This window comes from Mesorhizobium neociceri (genome assembly GCF_013520985.1).
Classification (GTDB): Bacteria; Pseudomonadota; Alphaproteobacteria; order Rhizobiales; family Rhizobiaceae; genus Mesorhizobium; species Mesorhizobium neociceri.
Map to the genome: position 1 here is coordinate 42,063 of NZ_JACDTY010000014.1, position 19,369 is coordinate 61,431.

The following is a 19,369-nucleotide window of genomic DNA, read 5'->3' on the forward strand; positions in this document are numbered from 1 at the left end:
AACATTTCTGAGGCAGCAAATTGACAATGAAAACAATTCTTCTCGCGACAGCTATCATTCTCGCGCCTGTCGGCATGGCGTGCGCGGCGGACATCGGTGAAACCTCGCCTGTTGCCTCCGCCTACGACTGGACCGGCCTCTATGCCGGCGTTCACATCGGCTATGCAGCCGGAAGATCCGATTTCTTCATCGCCGGCGGCGGCATCGGTGGGGCCACCGACCTCAACCTTCCCCTCGATCCAGACGGTTTTATTGGCGGTATCCATATCGGCGCCAATTACGAAATGGCGAACCGCTTCGTCATCGGCGCCGAGGCTGACCTTACGTATAATAAGGCAGATGGAGTGATGCCCCTCGATGCCGGTGGCGGCGGTGGTTTCAGTACATTGCTTAAGAGCGAACTAAAGTGGTCGGGTGCGGCGCGGCTGCGAGCGGGCTACGCTTTCGATCGGACTTTGCCCTACATCGCTGCCGGCGTGGCTGCGGCAAAGTATGAAGTGACTGCGATCGGCGTCGGTGGCGGCGGCGGCGCCATTGAAATACCATTCCACGACGAGACCCATATCGGCTGGACGGTTGGAGCCGGCGTCGAGCACGCCTTCACCGACAGGTGGATCGCGCGGGTCGAATATCGCTACTCCGACTTCGGCAGCCAGGCTCTCTCGATAGCAGCCGGTCTTCCCACGGCGACGAGCGTCGATCTGCAGACGCACGATGTCCGGGCTGGCCTCAGCTACAAGTTCTGATCTGACGGACTGAACAAAACCCCGGGTGCGCCCCGGGGTTTTGGTTGCTTGAAGCGCATCTGCTCCACAATGCGGACGAAATACCTCAACCTAAATCAACTTCTCCAGCGTGATCGGCAAATCCCGCACTCTCTTGCCCGTTGCATGGAACACCGCGTTGGCGATCGCCGGCGCGACGCCGACGATGGCTAGCTCACCCACACCCTTGCCGCCGAGCACCGAGGAGTGCAGGTCGGGAATGCCGACCGAGATCACCTCGATGTCAGGGATGTCGGCATTGGTCGGCACCAGATAGTCGGCGAGGTTGTTGTTGACGATGCGGCCATGCCTGCGGTCGACGATGCCTTCTTCAAGCAGCGCCTGGCCGATGCCCATGATGATGCCGCCCTTCCACTGGCTTTCTGCGAGCTTGGGATTGTAGAGCCGGCCGGAATCGAGCGCCGACACGACGCGCGACACGCGCACCGTGCCGAAATCCTCGTCGACGCGCACCTCGATGAAATGCGCGCACCAGGAATGGCGGGAATAGTCACCCTCGGTGTGGGGCACCGACGTGGCGATGGTGGTGTAGTTCTTGTAGCGATCTTCGGCGGTTGAGTTCGCCGGCATGGTGTCGCCTGTGGCTTCGATGCGGTCGCGGCCGACGCTGGCGAGCAGCTCGGCGACCGAGACATCGGGACCGTCGCCGCGCGGCGCGGTGATGCGGCCATTGGCGACGACCAAAGTGTTGGCCTGCAGCGCATGGAAGGGCGAGCGCGGATCGCTGATCGCGAGCCCGACCAACTGGTCGAGCGCCGATGTCGCGGCTTTGTAGACCGCGCCCGTCATGACGCCGGCCAGTCGCGACCCGCCGGCGACGCCGGCGCGGGGATACCGGGAATCGCCAAGCTTCACCACGACATCGTCGGCCGGCACGCCGACCGTCTCGGCCGCCGTCTGTGCCAGGATCGTGTAGGTGCCCTGGCCCATGTCGATCGAGGAGCTTTCGACCTCGACCGAACCGTCGGCGAGGATGCGCACAACAGCCTCGCCATAGGCGCGCCGCACCGGATAGGTGCCGGCCGCCACGCCCCAGCCGATGAGCTGCTTGCCGTCGCGCATCGAGCGCGGTTTGGGCGTGCGCCTGGCCCAGCCGAAGCGCTCGGCGCCGGCTGCAAAAGCCTCGCGCAACTGCCGGGTCGACCAGGGTTTGTTCACTTCCGGATCCTCTTCGGCATAGTTGATCAGCCGCATCTCCAGCGGATCGATGCCGAGCTCATGGGCGAGCTCGTCGATGGCGCTTTCGATGCCAAAGGCGCTGGGGTTTTCGCCGGGCGCCCGCTTGGCGCCCGGCACCACCGTATTCACCCGCACGACATTCTGCTTCGAGGAGAAGTTCGGCGTGGCGTACATGATCGAAGTGACAGAGGCGAGCGGCTCGACCCACATGCCGTCGATCGCGGTCTCGTTGACGCCGCGATGCACGATCGACTGTATCTTGCCGTCACGGCCGGCGCCGATCGTCACCGTCTGGCGGGTGGCGGCGCGGCCACCATAGGAGGTGAAGTTCTGCGGCCTTGTCAGCACCAGCTTCACCGGCCGTCCGAGCATTTTCGCCGAGGCCGCCGCCACCGCGCTGTGGGCGAGCGCCAGCGCCTTCGAGCCGAAGCCGCCGCCAATATAGGGCGAGACCAGCCGCACATTCTCGAACGGCACGCCGAACCATTCGGCATAGGTGCGCGCCATGCCGTCCAGCCACTGGCTGGGCTCCCAGATGGTGAGCTCTTCGCCCTGCCAGCGCGCGATCAGCCCATGCGGCTCCATCGCCGCCTGGTATTCGCGCTGCGTGTTGTAGGCGGCGCAGATGCGCAGCGGTGCGGCGGCGAACGCCGCTTCGGCGTCGCCCCATTCCTTGGTCATGGCATCGATCGGGATGCCGTCGCCGGCCTTGGGATCGCTGAGGTCGACGATGGCCGGCGTCTCGTCATAGCTGACCTCGACCAGGGCTGCGGCGGCGACCGCCTGCTCGAAGGTCTCGGCCACGACGGCAGCTATATGCTGGCCGGAATACGTGACCGTGCGGGCGAGCGGTGAGTATGTCTTCTGCGTTGGCGGATTGCCGAGCCAGTCCGACGCGCCCTTGATCTCCATGATGGTGTCGGGCGTCAGCACCAGAAGCACGCCCGGCGCGGTCTCCGCGGCCCGTGTGTCGATCGCGCGCACCGTGCCGGCGGCGATGGTGGCCTCGACCATCACCGCATGCGCCAGCCCGTCGAGCTGCTGCTCGAAGGCGTATTTGGCAGCACCCGTGATCTTGGCCGGGCCGTCGACGCGCGACAGCCGTCCGCCGACCGCGCCGTCGGAGGCGTCGCCATGTCTCGAATCGGCATGTCTTGTATTGGCATGTCTGATGTTGTGAGCGGTCATGCCGTCTCTCCCAGTTTGAGGATGGCGCGCGCGACGACGCGCGGCGCGAGCTCGATCTTGTAGTGGTTGGCGCCATGGTCGACGGCGCCTTCCATGGCGAGCCCGCTCGCCTTGCGCACGGCGTCTTCGTCCAGGACCTTGCCTTTCAGCGCCTCTTCCACGGCGCGCGCCCGCCACGGTTTTGTGGCGACGCCGCCGAGCGCGACGCGCAGGTCGCGGATGGTGCGGCCATCGGTTTCCAGCTCCAGCCCGACAGCGGCACTTGCCGCGGCGAACTCGTAGGACTGGCGGTCACGCACCTTGAGATAGGTCGAGCGCCGCGCGGCGGCCGAACCGGGGATCTCGATCGCAGTGATCATCTCGCCGGCGCGGATGTCATGCTCGCGCTCAGGCGTGTCGCCCGGCTGCAGGAAGAAATCGTCGACCTTGAGCACGCGCTGGCCGAGATGGACCGTCGCATCGAAGGCGACGAGCGCGGTGGCCAGGTCGCCCGGATACATGGCGATGCAGGCCCGGCTGGTGCCGAGCACGGCGTGGCCCCGCGTCACGCCGCCGATCGCCGAGCAGCCGCTGCCGGGCTCACGCTTGTTGCAGGCGGAAAAGTTCGAGGGATCGCGGAAATAGGGGCAGCGCGTGCGCTGCATCAGATTGCCACCGACGGTCGCCATGTTGCGCAGCTGCGCCGAAGCCGCCTGCCACAGCGCCTCCGAGACGGCGGGAAAATGGCTCTTGATCCCGGCATGGTCGGCGACATGGCTCATTTTCGCCAGCGCGCCGAGCGTGGCATGAGTTGCATCGACGCTGATTGTGTCCAGCCCCTTGAGATGGGTGATGTCGACCACGGTCTCAGGCTGGGCGACGCCGCATTTGGCGAGGTCGACCAGCGTCGTGCCGCCGGCAAGCAGCATGGCGCCGGGAAGCGCCGCCGCCTTGCGCGCGGCCTCGATGCTGTCGGCGCGAACGTAGGAAAAATCCCTCATGATGCCACCTCCAGGGCCGCCTGGCGCACGGCGGCGACGATGTTCGGATAGGCGCCGCAGCGGCAGAGATTGCCGGCCATGTATTCGCGGATCTCCTCGTCGGAACCGGCATGGCCCTCGCGGATGCAGGCCACCGCCGACATGATCTGTCCGGGCGTGCAATAGCCGCACTGGAAGGCGTCCTGTTCGAGGAAAGCCGCCTGCACGGCACTGAGCGTACCGTCGGCTCCGGCCAGCCCTTCGATGGTGGTGATCGAGCGGCCTTCGACTTGTGCGGCAAGTGTCAGGCAGGCAAGCACGCGCTCGCCGTCGACATGGACAGTGCAGGCACCGCACTGGCCGTGGTCACAGCCCTTCTTGGTGCCGGTCAGGTCGAGGCGATCACGCAAGGCGTCGAGCAGGGTGACACGCGGCTCGACCTCGAGTTCGTGACGGTGTCCGTTGATGGTGAGATGGAGGGGGATGGTGGTGGATTTGGTTTGGTCGATCATGAGGCGTCTGGCTCCAGTTGCTTGACGCTAGGGGATGAAATGGGGCTTGGGCGGGTGAGGGCAAGAGAAGAGGCGAGGGTGCGCCTAATCTCCCCCCTTGTGGGGGAGATGCCCGGCAGGGCAGAGGGGGGCGCGAAGGAATGCGACGTTCCCGATTTACATGCTTCGAAATAAACCTTTTCCGAGTAGGGGTTGGTCAGGATCTGATAGGCTCGTGGGGCAGCGCCCCCCTCTGTCCTGCCGGACATCTCCCCCACGAGGGGGGAGATTGGCAGCTTTGGCGCCCCGACTCTCCAGCGGGCAGGGGATGCTTCAGTCTTCACACTCTCAGCACGTGACATACCGGCTCCCCTGATTATATGATAAGGCTGCTCCACTAAAGCGGAGGCGCCTCCGTTTATTTACGTGGGGGCTTACCCCTCTGGGTTCAAGCCCCCATATGCCGACAGTGGAGAAAAAATTGGACGACCAGCAGACGGCAACCGCCCAAGGTCCACGCGAAGCCGCAGCGCCAAAGCCGCTGCGCGCCGACGCGCAGCGCAACCGTGACCGGCTGGTCGAGGTGGCGGCGACGGCGTTTGCCGAGCAGGGCGTCGATGCTTCGCTGGAGGAGATCGCGCGCAAGGCCGGTGTCGGCATCGGCACGCTCTACCGGCATTTTCCGACCCGCGAGCATCTGGTCGAAGTGGTCTATCGGCGTGAAGTCGAGGCGCTCTGCGCGGCTGCCGATGACCTAGCCAGCCACCATCCGGCCGATGTGGCGCTGGAACAGTGGATGCAGCGCTTCGTCGATTACATCGCCACCAAGCGCGGCCTGGCCGCCAGCCTGCGCATCCTGTTCAACACCAATTCCGCCGTGTTTTCCGACATGTCGGGCCGGGTGTCGCTGGCCTTGCGGCAACTGGTCGAGGCGGCGGTGGCCGAAGGCTCGATCCGCAGCGACATCGACGCCTCCGATGTGCTGCATGCACTCGGGGGCATCTACTCGGCCCCCGACACCAAGGACTGGCGCGACCGCTCGCGCCGGCTGGTCAAGCTGCTGATGGACGGGTTGCGGTTTGGGGCAGGGAAGGGTGGTGGGTAAGAAGGAAGGAAGTCTTCGCAAAAGTGAAGCCACCGAAGGGCGCTGTGGCGCGGTTCGCACTATCCGTTCGTCGACAGCGGTTTCAAATAGTCCATATGGTAGCGCTATCTTTGCGATGAATTTGCCAAGCGGAATAGTGCGCACAAAAGTAGTTAGGAAGTCGGAGAGCGGAGTGGAAGGCCTCCTATTCTCAGTGATATGCTGCTCGTGAAAGTTTGCGCCTTGGGGGGGCCATGTACGACCTTATTCAGAAGCAGATTACGTCCGATTATTTTCAGCAGAAGTTTCCCAATGATGGGCAGCGATTCGTTGCATGGTATCTTCGAAACATTCTGTTCCGCGATATGAACGAAACTCGAGACGACATTACTGATGGGGCTGACGACAAGCAAATTGATGCGCTTATTGTAGACGACGACAAATCCTTGGTTCGCATCGTACAGGGCAAATTCATTCAAGCTGAAACGGTCGATGCGGAGCCGTTACGCGAAGTTCTGTCGTCATGGCTTCAGATTAAGGACCTTGCACGGCTCCAGAACGTAGCCAACCAGAAACTTGCCCGCAAGCTTCCCGAGTTAGCAGCGGCATTGGAGGAGGATTATGAAGTATCCTTTGAATTGATTACCACGGGCAGACTAACCGCGGCGGCGCAACACGATCTCAAGGCGTTCCAAGAGGAATTGGCGAAACTCAGTGAAAATGAGGCCTTTGACGCAAGTATTCACGTCATTGACGCCGACGAATTGAGGCGACGCTACGACTACGCCATTGAAGCAGAAAACCCTAGCATCAGCTATAAGCTCTCGCTCGCAGGCGTGAAGCACATGTACCACGAAATCGCGGGGACGCCCGTACTCATCGCGGCCTTACCCCTCAAGGAATGCGTGAAGCTCCCGGGTATCAAGGACGGGACCCTTTTCCAAAAAAATGTGCGCCAGAGCCTTGGATCAAGCAACGTCGTCAATAAAGGAATTCGCAACACAATTTTGGGCGATAAGCGCAGTGATTTCTTTTTCTTCCATAATGGCGTAACCGCGCTGTGCAACAAGATAAACTTGGAGGGTGATACGTTATCGTTAAGGGGATTGAGTATCGTTAACGGTTGCCAATCTTTAAACACGATCCTTTCTTGCAGTGAAACCGTAAAGAAGGTCGATGATGCGTTCATCCTATTCCGTTTCTATGAGATACCTCAGCGCGACCGGGCCGACAAGATTTCAATCTACACCAACTCACAGAGCGCGGTGAAGGCGCGTGACCTTCGCAGCAACGACAAACGCGTCCTTGCCATCAAGAAGGCGTATGAGTTGCGGTATCCGACCGGCTATTTCATCACAAAGCGCGGTGAAATAGCTCCTGCTGATAAGAGCAGAAAGCATATTATCGAACTTTCGTCTTTCGCCAAGAATCTCGTCGCGTGGCAGACGCTCCGCCCTAACCTTTCGTATGGCGAGACGAAGATATTTGATAAGTATTTTGAAACTTTATTTAAAAACAAGGATTATCCCCCAGAAAATGTATTTGCGCTGAACGACTGGATGAATGAAGTTCAGGCGGCGTGGGTGCCGGATAACCCGCTTATGCTCAACGAGAGCCTTTTGGCAATGAAGGCCTATGCTCCCTATCATCACCTCTATGCAGTAGCGGTGATATTCTCAATCTCGAGTAATCAGTCAGATCGCGTACCTAGCGCAAGTAAGTCTCTAGAGTTGGCTACGCGCTGCAGCATGACTGAAGAAATTGTTCGCATCGCAGGAACTTGCTTGAACATGGCCCTTGAAGCAGCGGCAAACGAAACGCAACCTGCAAATCGTGTTTTTAGCCCTCAAAACTGGGTCAAATCGAAGACTTGTTTGGCTGGTATCAACGGTGCGGTTCGAAATTACCTTAATATGTTGAAGGGTTTTCCTGGTGGTACCGAAGTAAAGAAGCGTCTGGACGAAGCGACGGTGCTGCCATTGGAGGCGTTCGAATATAGGCTCTCGGCAGACTAGCGTATGTACTGAGCCAACGCTTCCGTTAGCAACAATTGGATAGCAGTAGTTGACGTCATCGGGATTTGTGTACACGCCGGTCGGCATCTATCTGCGCGCAACCGCCCTATGCCTGTGCAACCGCTGGCGGAGGCCGGTATCGCTCTAATCGTCGGGTCGGAATTTGGGGCAGGGAAGAGGTGACTTCGTGGACAAACTCACCTTGGCACTGACGAGGTTCATTAACGGAGAAGACACCAGCCTGACTGCCGCCAACAGCCTGGAAGTGCTGCTCGATGAGGCCTATCCCGACGACGAGTTTGCTCAAAGCGCCGTCGTAGATCTCGCGAGCTGTAGCCCGGGTGGCGGGCCGTTTCTGCTCGACATGCCGGAAGTTCAACTCCGCCTGCTTCGCCTTCGCGATCATCTTTCGCCACCTAGCTGACGACTGTCGGCTCTTGCGATTGGCGGCTCAAGCCGAATGCGTACCATCCACCGAAAAGAACTGAAGCGCGCCGGGCAGGCCGCTGGCTTGCATTTCGCCACGCTCCTCGAATGTCAGGCCGGAGCCGACCACCAGATCGCGCACCGTGCGCGACACGATGATCTCGCCTGGCCGCGCGTGGTCGAGCAGCCGCCAGGACAGTTCGACGGCGATGCCGGAAAAGTCATCGCCGCGCTGCTCGCATTCGCCGATATGCACGGCTGAACGGACATCGAGACCGGATTGCCCCAGGCGATGGCGGATCGCGATCGCGCATTGGATCAATCGCGTCGGCCGCTGGAACACGGCGACCAGCCTGCTGCCCGATCGCTTGATTTCCCTGCCTCCGGCAGCGAGCAATTGCCCGCGGATTTCCTCTTCGTGCCGTTCGATCCGATCTTTGGCTGAGGTTGGTCGATCGAACGCCATGGACAGCACCGACACCAGCACGCGTTCGTTCGGAGCCGCCGGCAAGGCGCCGGTGACGAAAGCCTGGATTTCGTCGACAAGACGATCGGAGTTCTCGCCCCAGATCACGTGGTCGCGGCCGGCGAACTCGACGTATCTGGCGCCTTCGATATGTGTCGCCAGGTAGCGTCCTTCTTCCCGCTTTACCCAGCGGTCGCCGGTCGCCTGCACGATCAGCGTCGGAACATGGATGGCAGGCAGAATGTCGCGAACATCGATTTCGGTTCCCCAGCGCCACAGCGCGATCGCGTCTGCGGGCGAGGCGGAATTCCTGAGATAGGCGGCGAACCATTCCGTCTCGAACGTGTCGCTCATCAGACTGGGCGCCGCATTGCTCATATCCGCCGCCGCTCCCCACTCTCTCTCGACGAGCGTCAGATCTTCTTCCACCTGCTCGCTTGTCTTCGCCCAGGGATAGTCTTTCGACCATCTGCCGCGGGCGTAGGCCCCATTGAGCACGAGTGCCGCGGTGCGCTCGGGATAGGTCGCCGCGAACAGCATGCACATCGGGCCGCCCTCGGAAGTGCCCAACAGCACCGTGCGCTTCGAGCCGACCGCATCCAGCACTGCCCGCACATCTTCCATCCGCTCTTCCAGCGTCGGCAGACCGACATTGCGGTCCGAGAGCCCGGTGCCGCGCTTGTCCATGCGGATCAGGCGCGAGAACGTGCCGAGCCGCCGGTGCACGTGCGAAAGCCGCGGCGAGGCCCAGGCATGGTCGAGGTTGGAGACCCATCCCGGCACATGGATCAGGTCGACCGGCCCGTCGCCGGTCACCTGATAAGCGATGTTGATCCCGGCCGATTTGACATAGTGGGTCGGGGGGCGCGCCAGTTGGTGGCTGAAGCCGGAAGCGTCATCCGCATCGGTCGTGGGTGGCCGTGCCGGCGCTATCGTGCGGCGTGTCCGCAGCGTCTCGAACAATTGCCGCGTCTCCGGCTCCGGCTGCAGCTTGAGATCGCGTTGAAGTGCTGTGCGGCAGTGCTCATATTGCTTCAGCGCGAGATTGGTCCTGCCTTGCGCCGCATAGGCGCGCATCAGGGCGCGGTGGACGTCCTCCCTCAGCGGCTCCATGGCCAGCAGGCGCGTCGCCGCACGCACGCATGCGGCAGGATCGTTCGTCGCGGCATAGTGCGCGACGAGCCTGTCGAGAGCGGCCACGGCCAAAGCCCGCAGCCGCTCGCGTTCGATCCTCAGCCAGTCCTCGAACGGCTCCTCCTTTAGGCCGAAGCCGTCGAGCAGGTCGCCGCGGTAGACATTGAGCGCCAGTTCAAGGTCTTCGGGTGCCGGGCTTGCGGCCAGCGCCTCGAACCGCGCGACATCGAAATCAAGGCCATCGAGATGCAGAGCGACGCTGTCGCCGTCGGTGAGGAAGCGGCCGCCGCCGCATGCCTGCATGGCCTTCCTGACGGACGATACCGCTTGGCGCAGGCTCATTCGCGCCTGCGCCTCGCTGTTGATGCCCCAGAGCAGGGTCGCCAGCTTCTCGCGCGACTGCGAATGCCCCGACTGTAGTGCGAGATAGGCAACCATCGCACGCGCCTTGCGGCTGATAGCCGGAACCGCGGCCCCGGCAAAGTCGAAACCACCCAAAAGGTGAAGATAAGGCCCGGTCATCGGATCCGCCACGGTCACAGCGTGACGACGATCCGCTCAAGCTTACTCCATTTCAACACTTATTCCGCTGCCGAGGCGCTTTTCACGATTCCATCACGCCGGCTCCCACGCGTTTCTCACGACGCTTGAGGAGATTGTCCGCACTGGATCTCTTTTCGCAGGAGGACACCGTGCATCACCCCGGCTCGACCGAATGGCCCATCTGGCATGACGACCCCACTCACGATCAGCAAGGGCAAGGCGCGCCACAGCGTCATGATATTGCGCTGGCCGGCTATCTCGAAAAGCAACAGGCCTGGCGGGCATCTGCCGTTCGCAGATTCGACCTGTCGGCCGCCGTGGACCGTGCCCATGTGCTCGCCGCTCGTGCAGCGAAAAATGCGGTTCAACTGATCGACGGCATCGGCTTGACGCTGTCGAAGGCTCATTCGCAATTCAGCAAGACGCTCTGGGGTCGTTGAACGCGGCGCTCGAAGCGCAGGGCGCTCTCCGCCTATCCCTTCGTCTCCACAAGGATCACCAGCGACTCCGGCACCACGCCATCGTGAGCCATCGCATCCGCGGCCGCCTTGCTCTGCATCATTGCCGCGAGCTTATCCATGTCCGGAACGTCCATCATGATCGCGACCCGTTTCGGGTTCTGCGGATCGACGAAGGTGCGGACGTTGGTGATCCCGAGTGAACCGAAAAGCTCCTGGCGCTTCGGTGAATTGAGCCAATGCTTGGTGTCTTTCGAGATGTTGTGATGGCCAATTACAGTCGGCATGGCATCCTCCCGAGGTGACGCCGCGAGTCGCAATTGCCCGCTTGCTGCGGTCTACCTGCGCGAGCCAGTGAGCGCCGTTTCTCCCGGGCTGTCAATTAGCCACTTCTGATGTGCAGTCTCCGGTCGATTGCGGTTAGGGAGGGCAGACGCGCTACCCGCCTCACCAGGGGCGGCCCTGGCGTTGCCTTTGCTCAGGCCTGCTCTCATCCCCCCCAACCACCGCCACCGCCACCGCCTCCGCTGCCGCCGAGAGTGGGAATCACAGGCGGCTTTTGTGGGGTCTCCTCGGCCGGCTTCACCACTTTGCTGGTGGTCGCCTTCTTGTATCGGACCACCTTCGGCTGGGGCGCTACGCGAACCACCTTACGATGTTCCACCGGCGGCGCCGGCTCAAACATCGGCGACATCGAGGTGCAGCCCATGAGCCCGGCCAGAACGCCGGAGAAAATTGTCCCGATGAATGCCTGCTTCAATGCCTTGCCCACCATAGCCTCCATTGTTCAAAACAAGTCCCGACGCGGATTGGCTTCGTCCCAGACCCCCCGGGCCGCATTGACCAGTTGCGTGTCCAGCGAACCGGACAGGGGGGTCTTCGACTTGAGCTCTTGACGCAGCGCGTCCAGGGCTGCCGTTTTCGGCTTCGTCCCGAACTGCGCCAGGCCCTTTTTGGCGTCCGGAAGCTCCTTGCGCAGGTCGAGGGCGACGGCGAATGCCAGGAAACGCACCGCGACAGCCTGATCGGCCGTGTCGCCTTTCGCCATTTCGAGCGCCGCGCGATCATAGGCGCTGGACGGATCGCCGCGCGTGGTCGCCAGTTCGAACAGTCTTTGCGCTTCCGCCGGATCCTGGCGCACGCCCACGCCATCCCTGTACATGCGGGCGAGACTGCCCGGAGCGTAGGGCTGGCCAAGATCGGTGGCCTGCTGGAACAGTGCCTGCGCCGTTTTCGGATCCTTGTCGATGCCCTGGCCGGCGAGGTAATTGCGGCCGAGCAGGTTCATCGAATACATGTCCTGGCGCTGCACGCCCGCCTGCAGGAAGGCGACGGCGCGGGCCGGATCGGCAGGCACTCCATTGCGGCCCTCGGTGAAGATCGCGGCAAGATCGTTCATGGCATAGGTGTGCCCCATGGCCGCCGCCTTGAGCAGCAGGTCGAGGCCCTTGGCCGTATCGCGATTGACGCCATAGCCATTGAACAGGGCGCGGCCCCAGGATGTCATACCGTAGGGATCGCCCTTGTCGGCGGCAGCCTTGTAGAGAGCGTTGGCCTGGGTGCGGTCGATGGCCGTCCCGGTTCCCGTTGCGTTGAGATAGCCTAGTTCGAAGACAGCGCGTACGTGCCCTTTCTTGGCGGCGTCCTCAATGGCTGTTCTGGCCTCGGCAACCCTGCCGGCCGCAAGCAGCGCGCGGCCGAGCTCGTAGCGGAAGCGGGCGACGTCGGGATAGGTTTTCACAGCGGCCTCGCAGGCCGCCACCGCACCGGCGCCGATCTCGTTCGGCAGCAGGCCGGGCACCACCCCTTGCAGGTCGAGAGGTTCGCCGGCGGCGGTATCGCAAGCATCTACCGTCGGCGACAGCTTCATCGTCGCGGGCTTGGCCGAGCTGCTGTCGGCGCGGATTTCGAAACCGACCTCGACCGGCGCGCCGGCGCCGATCTGCGGCTCGTAGCGAAGATGGTCGACTTCACCGGCCAGAAGGCTGGATTGCGGCGACAAGGTTCGATCCGGCAGCGACAGCGTTCCCGTTGCCGGATACCCCGAGACCTTCAGACTGACCGCCGGATCGTCGGTCGGGAAATCCAGATTGAGCGCAACCGGGCCGACGCCGACGGGAATATCGATCTTGCGATTCTCGATCGCTTCGGCGGCACCGGTGATGTGGATGCCGCGCTCCAGCACCAGCTGCTTCTGCTCGGCCTCGAGCGAAGCCATGATCTGCTGGCCCGCGGCACCTTCGCCGCTCTTGACGCGGAATACCAATATGCCCTGGCTTCCGCCGCCCCAATTGTCGTGCGTGGCATAGGCCAGCATATCCACCTCGTCCTGCGTGGCGGTTCCCTTGGGGACATCCATTTGCAGGCGCGGCAGGTCCTTGCCCGCGATCGGTTCGCCCACCGCGACGTCCTTGCCGTCCAGCATCAGCCGGCCCATTGCGGGCGGCCTTTCGATGCTGACGCTGACCGTGCCACCATCGACATCGACCGGCTCCGGCAGGCCAAGCGCCACGGGACCGACCCCCGACAGCACCACCTTCTCCAGCACTGGCGGCAGCGAAGGCCGGTTACTGCGGCGCACGAGCACCACGTCGTCGATCAGCGAGGAATTTTCCCAAGGCACCTGCATACCATTGGTGGCCTCCACGACATCGCGGCGCACCGCCGACATGACCGTGCGTATCTCCTGGTTCGGCGCCAGCGCGCGCCGCGAAAACGCCGATGAAAACGGGCTGAGGTCGCCGCTGCCGTCATAGGCGACCGCGCCCGGTTCGGTGGCGAAGGCAATCAGCGTGTTGAGCGAGCTGCGCACCTGCGCCAGCCCGGTGTTGCCGGCGGTGACAAGCTGGTCACGCAGCCAGTAATTGTTGCGCGGGAAGGGGTTGTTGCGGCAGGCATCGAGGATGATCACCTGGATCTTCGACTTCGAGCGCAACTGCTCCAGCACATCGTTGAGCTTGATGGCCTGGACCTCGATGTCGGCCGCCTTTTTCAACGAGGCGTCGACCGGTATCAGGAAATTCTCGCCGCCGATCTGAAAGCCGTGGCCGGAATAATAGACGACGGCGAGATCGGCGCCGTCGACGGCAGCCAGATAGTCCCGGAACTGGCCTTCGAACTGCTGTTTGGTGAGATTCTCAGCGACGAAAACCTCGAAGCCGGCCAGCCGGAACGTGGCCGACACATCCTCGGCATCCTTGGCCGGGTTCTTCAGTGCCGGGATGTCGCGATATTTGGAATTGCCGATGACGAGAGCGACCCTTCGATCGGCGCAAGCCTCAAAGGTTGTGAGGCTAACGAGGATGAAGGCCACGATGAATCCGCAAAGTCGGAGCATGGCAAAACCCCTGGCCGCTGCCTGACGCCGACGAGAACACCGCTTGCGGCATCAAGGTCTGTTGACGGGTATGCAACCTGCAACAGGATAAAGTGAAAGGCCCGTCACCGCCAGACCATAGCAGGTGATTCTTTTCCGCGCCGACTGACCGCAGGGTGCAAGTAGCACGCGCTTCAAGGTCGGGTATGTGACAAGTCTCACAGTTTGAAGCGACGTGCTGAATGCGCCGGGTGTGTCAACCGGGTGTTCGACCTTCAGCGCGCCTGAGGGAACTCAAAGCTCCAGGCAGACCTTGCCGAAATGCTTTTGCGCTTCGTAGTGCCTGAACGCCGCGGCGATGTCCTGCAGCGGAAAGCTGCTGTCGATGACGGGCCTCAGGCGGTTGACCTCTATCGCCCGGATCATGTCTTCCTGGTCGGCTTTGCTGCCGATGGAAATCCCGCTGATGCGGATCTGGTTAGAAAACAGCGCCGGGATCGAGACCTCAACTGCAAAACCGGTCAGGACGCCGATGAGCGCGATGTGCCCGCCTGTGCGGCAGGCCGCTATCGACTGCGTCAGCGTGGCGGGCCCGCCGACCTCGATCACATGATCGACGCCGCGTCCGTCCGTCAGATCCCTGGCCATGCCGCCCCAGTCCGGCACCGCCTTGTAGTTGATGACGCTGTCGGCGCCGAGGCGTCTCAGCTTCTCCAGCTTTTTTTCGTCGGACGACGTGGCGATGACCCGGGCGCCGGCGGCCTTGGCAAATTGCAGCGCAAACAGCGACACGCTGCCGGTGCCGAGGATCAGCACCGTGTCGCCGGGCTTCACCTTGCCGCAGGTCACCAGGCCTCGCCAGGCGGTGACGCCCGTGCAGGTGAGCGTTGCCGCCTCGAGATGCGTGTAGCCCGCCGGTGCCTTGGTGAAGGCCTGCGCCGGCATGCACACATATTCGCCGGCAAAGCCGTCGAAACTGTCTCCCGGAATGTCGCGCCTCGTATCGGGCGTCATATCGCCGCCCAGCCACCAGGGGTAGAAGGTGCTGACGACGTGGTCTCCTGACTTGAACGCATAGACGCCGTCGCCGACGGCAATCACCTCGCCGGCGCCGTCCGACAGCGGCACGCGCCCATCGGCGAGAGGCACCTTGCCTTGCACCGCGAAATCGTCGCGCATGTTGAGCGAGCAGGCGCGGATCCTGACCAGCACCTCACCTGGTCCACGCCGGGGCTGATCCTCCTCGACCAGGTCGAGCCTGTCCAACCCGCCCGGCGCTCTCAGCCTGACCAGCCTCATTGTCTGTCTCCGGCGTGCGGTTGGAATGGCAGTGGCGAGCCGGACTATTGCCGGACCGGCCGGCCGGAAATCACGCGCAACCATGGCGCCAGATGGAAGGCGCTCATCAAGAGATACATCACCGGCATGCCGGTGAGCAGGGAGGCATCGGCGCCCAAGCACGACATGACGCCGACGCCAGTGTGAATGCAGGTGAGCAGCGCCATCACAGCAAAAGTCGGCGCCGCGGCGAGGCACAGCCAGTCGGCGATGCCGAGCGGGGCCGCACCAGTGGTTTGAGGGATCTCACTGCCAGCGCCAATGCCGATGTCGCTCATGGTTCTCATCCTCGATGGTCAATGGCTGGGACTTGGTTCCTCGCCCTGCGGGGCGAGGAACCCAAGCTGGATAGTCCTACTTGCCGTCCTTGTCCCGGAACGCGGCTTCGCCTGCGGCGGACACTTTTTCCCAGGTCTTGTCGGGTCCGGCATCGTAATTGTCGTGCCAGTTCCACCAGCCGTAGAGCTCGGTTTGCGGATAGCCTTCGGGTGAATCCTCCCAGACTTCCTGGCGGCCGAGCGGCGTGGCGTCGAGATAGCTCCAGACCGTGCCCATCCGCTCGTCGCCGCGGCTGTTGATGAAGTAGGTGCGATACACCTTTTTGCCGTCCTGGATGAAGACGTTGTGGCCGTGCCATTCGTCGACGCCGAAATCCTTGTCGAAGCTGTCGGTGATTGTGTACCAGGGCATCTCCCAGCCCATCCGCTGCTTCAGGCTGACAATGTCGGCCTGCGGCGCGCGCGAAGCATAGGCAAGCGTGGTGTTGCGGGCGTTGAGATGGGCGAGATGGCCGACCTGGTCGGCGCCGAGCGAACAGCCGCGGCAGGCATGTTCGGGCCAGCCATAGACGCCGGGTTCGTAGAAGGCGCGGTAGACGATCAATTGGCGTCGGCCCTCGAACAGGTCGAGCAGGCTTGCCTTGCCGTTGGGGCCTTCGAACACATAGGTCTTGTCCACTTCCATCCACGGCATGCGCCGGCGCTCGGCCGACAGCGCGTCCCTGGCGCGCATCGTCGCCTTCTCCTTCACCAGCATCTTTTCGCGCTCGGCTTCCCATTCCTGCCTTGAAACGACCGGTGGGGTCTTCATTGCCACGTGCTTGGTCATTGCTCGTCTCCTTTGCCAGTCATTACGCCGTTGCGGCGCGTCGTTGTCTGCTGATCGTGAGGTAGGGTAGGGCCGCGAGGCGGCGAGGGCGGAGTTACAAATGTGACGGGATTTGACGGAGGCCCACCGCAGCAGGGGTGGCGGGGCCGCGCAGTTTGCTCAAGATCCTCGGAAGCAGGCATTGTCAGTTTTCCCTTATGAGAAGCTTAAAAATACCATCTGAGATGCTCAGGCTAGTGAATGCCGATATTGGCGTCAACGGCAGCCCGAGTGTCTCCTGCCAGCCCAGATGGCTAGGTTGCCGTCCCCGGCTTGCTGCTTGGCGGCAGTGACTTAAGTTAGGGCCATGACCGGCGGGGGTGGGAGTTACAAGTGTGACAGGATTTGAATGGACTCGCTGATCACCGCGGCAGGGCTGGCGCTGGCCGCGGGCGATCCGCTCGGCGCGCTCGACCGCGTCGCCTTGCGCGAGGATGCGCCGGCGCTGGCGTTGCGCGGCATTGCGATGGCGCAGCTCGGCGATCTCGACCGCGCCAAGGCACTGCTGCGTCGGGCCGGCCGCGCCTTCGGCCCAAAAGAGCCGGTGGCGCGCGCCAGATGCGTCGTCGCCGAGGCCGAGATCGCGCTGGTCTCGCGGGACCTCGGCTGGCCGGCCAAGGCGCTCGATGCGGCGCGGGCGACATTGGAAAAGCATGGTGACCGGCTGAACGCCGCGCATGCCGGGCATCTCAAGGTGCGCCGCCTGCTTTTGATTGGCCGCCTCGACGAGGCTGAAGACGTGCTGGCCGGGCTCGATCCGGCGCCGCTTCCGCCGGCCTCACGCGCCGCGCATGAATTGGCCGTTGCCGGCATCGCCATGCGGCGTCTCAAGACGAAAGCCGCGCGCCAGGCATTGGAATGGGCGCGCCATGCCGCCCGCCGAGCCGGCATTCCGGGCCTCCTGGCCGAGGTCGACAGCGCCTTTCTGTCACTCGAGACGCCGGCGGCGCGATTGATCGCGGCTGGCGCCGAACGCCCGCTGCTGCTCGAGGAGGTCGAGGCGCTGGTGGCGTCACCGGCGCTGGTCGTCGATACGTTCCGTTATGTCGTGCGCAAGCAGGAAATCGCTGTCTCTCTGGCCACGCGGCCGGTGCTGTTTGCGCTCGCACGTGCGCTCGCCGAAGCCTGGCCGGCGGATGTGCCACGGGCGACGCTGATTGCCCGCGCCTTTGGCGGCAGGCACGCGGATGAATCGCACCGGGCCAGGCTGCGGGTCGAGATCGGCCGGCTGCGCGCCGAGTTGCTGCAGCTGGCCGGCATCGAGGCGACGAGCCAAGGTTTTGCGCTGGCGCCGCGTCAGGCCGTCGCGGTGGCGGTGCTGGCGCGGCCGATCGAGGAGCGGCACGCGGCGGTGCTGGCCTTCCTGGCCGATGGCGAATCGTGGGCAAGCTCGGCGCTGGCATTGGCGCTCGGCGCCGGCCAGCGCAGCGTACAGCGGGCGCTCGAACAGCTCGCCGAGACCGGCAAGGTGCAGTCGTTCGGTCACGGCCGCGCGCGCCGCTGGATGACACCGCCGGTGGCTGGTTTCACGACCACCTTGTTACTCCCGGCGCCGCTGCCGAACGGCTAGGGAAGGTTCGGTGACCATGATCGAGGACCAGGACATGAAACATTCAGCCGCCGAAATCCTGCGCGAATACGGACCTTTTCCTGATGTCGATACGGTGCATGGCGTGAGCTTCGACGGACAAAATGTCTGGTTTGCCGACGGCGACAAGCTGACGGCTTTCGATCCGGTAAGCGGTGAAACAAAACGCTCGATCGATGTCGCTGCCCACGCCGGCACCGCCTATGATGGCCGGCATCTGTTTCAACTGGCCGGGGATCGCATCCAGAAGATCGATCCCGACACTGGCAAGGTGCTGGCCACCATTCCGGCGCCCGGCGGCGGTCGCGACTCCGGCATGACCTGGGCTGAAGGCACGCTCTGGGTAGGGGAGAACCGGGCGCGCAAGATTCACCAGATCGATCCCGAGACCGGGAAAATCCTGCGCACCATCGAATCCAACCGCTTCGTCACCGGGGTGACCTGGGTGGATGGCGAGCTGTGGCACGGCACCTGGGAAGGTGACCAGAGCGACGTGCGCCGGGTCGACCCGCAAACCGGAAAGGTGCTGGAGCGGCTCGACATGCCGGCGGGGAAGGGCGTGTCGGGGCTCGAATCCGACGGCGGCGACCGCTTTTTCTGCGGCAGCGGCCCCGGCGGCATGGTGCGGGCGGTGCGTCGGCCCAGGTGAGGCCGGCAGAGCATAAGGCCGGCAGCGTATTTCCTACGGTCGTCCTGCCGTCATCATATTCCCGACCCATCGAGCAGAAGGACGTCTTCGCCTTCCCACGGGCTGGGCATGGAAGCCCGGCTCAGATTGGCCGTCGGCAGCGGCATCCAGCATTTCAGCTCCGGTTCGGGATATTCGATCACCCGCCCCGGAGACGAATCGGAAGAGCGCCAGCCTTCCGTGCCGAACTGGTCGGCGCGCGACCAATAGGCGAGGTCGACCTCGGCCGGGCCCTGCTCCGACGGCCGCACCGTGACCAGGATGCGGCTGCCGTCCTTGGGCGCACTCGCCATGTGCCGCCAGCGATCGGGTTCGTCCATTGCATGTCCTCCTGCACGTTGCAGGGATAGTCGCCGCGCGCCCCACGGCGGTCAACCCGAACTTTGCGCAAGGGACGACATATCGTTGGCGGCCGCATATCGGACAGGCACCCGACGCCGTCACTTTGTACGCCATGCCGCGAGACTGATATCTTGGGAGCGTGACCGTCTTGCGCGGATGATGGTGACGTGTTCACGATGGCGCGGCGAGGTGCGCAACAAGCATCGCAGCCGACGAGGGAGTG

The 19,369-nt window shown here is 63.3% G+C and carries 18 protein-coding genes; 7 read left to right on the forward strand and 11 right to left on the reverse strand.

The genetic code is table 11. The features are described 5' to 3' along the window. Window positions 1-26 precede the first annotated feature (26 nt). Window positions 27-746, forward strand: a complete 720-nt coding sequence (locus H0241_RS24385; RefSeq protein ID WP_181060386.1) for an outer membrane protein — start codon at window positions 27-29, stop codon at window positions 744-746. Window positions 747-836: 90 nt separating this feature from the next. Here H0241_RS24385 and H0241_RS24390 read toward each other — a convergent pair whose 3' ends face one another. From H0241_RS24390 to H0241_RS24400, 3 genes are read right to left on the reverse strand one after another with little or no spacing between them, the layout of a single operon-like run. Beyond that, window positions 837-3,152 (reverse strand): xanthine dehydrogenase family protein molybdopterin-binding subunit, encoded by a 2,316-nt coding sequence (locus H0241_RS24390; RefSeq protein WP_181060387.1) that lies wholly within the window; start codon window positions 3,150-3,152, stop codon window positions 837-839. Further along, window positions 3,149-4,132, reverse strand: a complete 984-nt coding sequence (locus H0241_RS24395; RefSeq protein WP_181060388.1) for an FAD binding domain-containing protein — start codon at window positions 4,130-4,132, stop codon at window positions 3,149-3,151. Before H0241_RS24395 ends, H0241_RS24390 begins: the two co-directional genes overlap by 4 nt. Beyond that, a complete protein-coding gene (locus H0241_RS24400) occupies window positions 4,129-4,623 on the reverse strand; it encodes a (2Fe-2S)-binding protein (RefSeq protein WP_181060389.1) in 495 nt (164 codons plus the stop codon). Before H0241_RS24400 ends, H0241_RS24395 begins: the two co-directional genes overlap by 4 nt. Before the next feature lie 439 nt (window positions 4,624-5,062). Here H0241_RS24400 and H0241_RS24405 point away from each other — a divergent pair, with 439 nt between their 5' ends. From H0241_RS24405 to H0241_RS24415, 3 genes are all read left to right on the forward strand, one after another. Further along, window positions 5,063-5,707: a TetR/AcrR family transcriptional regulator gene (locus tag H0241_RS24405; RefSeq protein WP_181060390.1), complete on the forward strand. Its 645-nt coding sequence runs from the start codon at window positions 5,063-5,065 to the stop codon at window positions 5,705-5,707. A 233-nt stretch (window positions 5,708-5,940) separates the two neighbouring features. Further along, on the forward strand, window positions 5,941-7,701 hold the full coding sequence (locus H0241_RS24410) for an AIPR family protein (protein WP_181060391.1): 1,761 nt from the start codon (window positions 5,941-5,943) through the stop codon (window positions 7,699-7,701). Between the two features lie 187 nt (window positions 7,702-7,888). Further along, window positions 7,889-8,125, forward strand: a complete 237-nt coding sequence (locus H0241_RS24415) for a hypothetical protein (RefSeq protein ID WP_181060392.1) — start codon at window positions 7,889-7,891, stop codon at window positions 8,123-8,125. Between the two features lie 27 nt (window positions 8,126-8,152). On the opposite strand, the gene H0241_RS24420 is transcribed toward H0241_RS24415, so the two are convergent. Then, window positions 8,153-10,249 carry an alpha/beta fold hydrolase gene (locus H0241_RS24420; protein ID WP_181060393.1) on the reverse strand — a complete coding sequence of 699 codons (2,097 nt, stop codon included), beginning with the start codon at window positions 10,247-10,249 and terminating at the stop codon, window positions 8,153-8,155. 170 nt (window positions 10,250-10,419) lie between these two features. Here H0241_RS24420 and H0241_RS24425 point away from each other — a divergent pair, with 170 nt between their 5' ends. Then, on the forward strand, window positions 10,420-10,710 hold the full coding sequence (locus tag H0241_RS24425) for a hypothetical protein (RefSeq protein ID WP_210285056.1): 291 nt from the start codon (window positions 10,420-10,422) through the stop codon (window positions 10,708-10,710). A 32-nt stretch (window positions 10,711-10,742) separates the two neighbouring features. Here H0241_RS24425 and H0241_RS24430 read toward each other — a convergent pair whose 3' ends face one another. The 6 genes from H0241_RS24430 to H0241_RS24455 form a co-directional block, all read right to left on the reverse strand. Beyond that, complete coding sequence (locus H0241_RS24430) at window positions 10,743-11,015, reverse strand: hypothetical protein (RefSeq protein ID WP_181060395.1); 273 nt, start codon at window positions 11,013-11,015, stop codon at window positions 10,743-10,745. Window positions 11,016-11,218: 203 nt separating this feature from the next. After that, the gene (locus tag H0241_RS24435; RefSeq protein WP_181060396.1) at window positions 11,219-11,503 is read right to left on the reverse strand and encodes a hypothetical protein; all 285 of its coding nucleotides are present in this window, start codon (window positions 11,501-11,503) and stop codon (window positions 11,219-11,221) included. 12 nt (window positions 11,504-11,515) lie between these two features. Then, window positions 11,516-14,065 carry a caspase family protein gene (locus tag H0241_RS24440; RefSeq protein ID WP_181060397.1) on the reverse strand — a complete coding sequence of 850 codons (2,550 nt, stop codon included), beginning with the start codon at window positions 14,063-14,065 and terminating at the stop codon, window positions 11,516-11,518. Between the two features lie 273 nt (window positions 14,066-14,338). After that, on the reverse strand, window positions 14,339-15,343 hold the full coding sequence (locus H0241_RS24445; protein ID WP_181060398.1) for a zinc-dependent alcohol dehydrogenase family protein: 1,005 nt from the start codon (window positions 15,341-15,343) through the stop codon (window positions 14,339-14,341). 44 nt (window positions 15,344-15,387) lie between these two features. Further along, entirely contained in the window at window positions 15,388-15,660 is a 273-nt protein-coding gene (locus tag H0241_RS24450; protein WP_181060399.1) for a hypothetical protein, read from the reverse strand. A 76-nt stretch (window positions 15,661-15,736) separates the two neighbouring features. Further along, window positions 15,737-16,489 (reverse strand): DUF899 domain-containing protein, encoded by a 753-nt coding sequence (locus tag H0241_RS24455; protein ID WP_181060400.1) that lies wholly within the window; start codon window positions 16,487-16,489, stop codon window positions 15,737-15,739. A gap of 388 nt (window positions 16,490-16,877) precedes the next feature. Here H0241_RS24455 and H0241_RS24460 point away from each other — a divergent pair, with 388 nt between their 5' ends. Both H0241_RS24460 and H0241_RS24465 read left to right on the forward strand, forming a co-directional pair. After that, the gene (locus tag H0241_RS24460) at window positions 16,878-18,098 is read left to right on the forward strand and encodes a coiled-coil domain-containing protein (RefSeq protein ID WP_181060401.1); all 1,221 of its coding nucleotides are present in this window, start codon (window positions 16,878-16,880) and stop codon (window positions 18,096-18,098) included. 34 nt (window positions 18,099-18,132) lie between these two features. Continuing rightward, window positions 18,133-18,765: a Vgb family protein gene (locus H0241_RS24465; protein ID WP_181060402.1), complete on the forward strand. Its 633-nt coding sequence runs from the start codon at window positions 18,133-18,135 to the stop codon at window positions 18,763-18,765. A gap of 53 nt (window positions 18,766-18,818) precedes the next feature. Here H0241_RS24465 and H0241_RS24470 read toward each other — a convergent pair whose 3' ends face one another. After that, complete coding sequence (locus H0241_RS24470) at window positions 18,819-19,124, reverse strand: hypothetical protein (RefSeq protein ID WP_181060403.1); 306 nt, start codon at window positions 19,122-19,124, stop codon at window positions 18,819-18,821. Between the last annotated feature and the right edge of the window lie 245 nt (window positions 19,125-19,369).

Bases quoted from the DNA above. Each gene is read 5' to 3' on its own strand.
- H0241_RS24445 (WP_181060398.1), bottom strand. From the start codon at position 15,343: ATGAGGCTGGTCAGGCTGAGAGCGCCGGGCGGGTTGGACAGGCTCGAC.
- H0241_RS24395 (WP_181060388.1), bottom strand. From the start codon at position 4,132: ATGAGGGATTTTTCCTACGTTCGCGCCGACAGCATCGAGGCCGCGCGC.
- H0241_RS24455 (WP_181060400.1), bottom strand. From the start codon at position 16,489: ATGACCAAGCACGTGGCAATGAAGACCCCACCGGTCGTTTCAAGGCAG.
- H0241_RS24420 (WP_181060393.1), bottom strand. From the start codon at position 10,249: ATGACCGGGCCTTATCTTCACCTTTTGGGTGGTTTCGACTTTGCCGGG.
- H0241_RS24430 (WP_181060395.1), bottom strand. From the start codon at position 11,015: ATGCCGACTGTAATTGGCCATCACAACATCTCGAAAGACACCAAGCAT.
- H0241_RS24390 (WP_181060387.1), bottom strand. From the start codon at position 3,152: ATGACCGCTCACAACATCAGACATGCCAATACAAGACATGCCGATTCG.
- H0241_RS24400 (WP_181060389.1), bottom strand. From the start codon at position 4,623: ATGATCGACCAAACCAAATCCACCACCATCCCCCTCCATCTCACCATC.
- H0241_RS24385 (WP_181060386.1), top strand. From the start codon at position 27: ATGAAAACAATTCTTCTCGCGACAGCTATCATTCTCGCGCCTGTCGGC.
- H0241_RS24435 (WP_181060396.1), bottom strand. From the start codon at position 11,503: ATGGTGGGCAAGGCATTGAAGCAGGCATTCATCGGGACAATTTTCTCC.
- H0241_RS24405 (WP_181060390.1), top strand. From the start codon at position 5,063: ATGCCGACAGTGGAGAAAAAATTGGACGACCAGCAGACGGCAACCGCC.
- H0241_RS24410 (WP_181060391.1), top strand. From the start codon at position 5,941: ATGTACGACCTTATTCAGAAGCAGATTACGTCCGATTATTTTCAGCAG.
- H0241_RS24440 (WP_181060397.1), bottom strand. From the start codon at position 14,065: ATGCTCCGACTTTGCGGATTCATCGTGGCCTTCATCCTCGTTAGCCTC.
- H0241_RS24450 (WP_181060399.1), bottom strand. From the start codon at position 15,660: ATGAGCGACATCGGCATTGGCGCTGGCAGTGAGATCCCTCAAACCACT.
- H0241_RS24470 (WP_181060403.1), bottom strand. From the start codon at position 19,124: ATGGACGAACCCGATCGCTGGCGGCACATGGCGAGTGCGCCCAAGGAC.
- H0241_RS24460 (WP_181060401.1), top strand. From the start codon at position 16,878: ATGGACTCGCTGATCACCGCGGCAGGGCTGGCGCTGGCCGCGGGCGAT.
- H0241_RS24465 (WP_181060402.1), top strand. From the start codon at position 18,133: ATGAAACATTCAGCCGCCGAAATCCTGCGCGAATACGGACCTTTTCCT.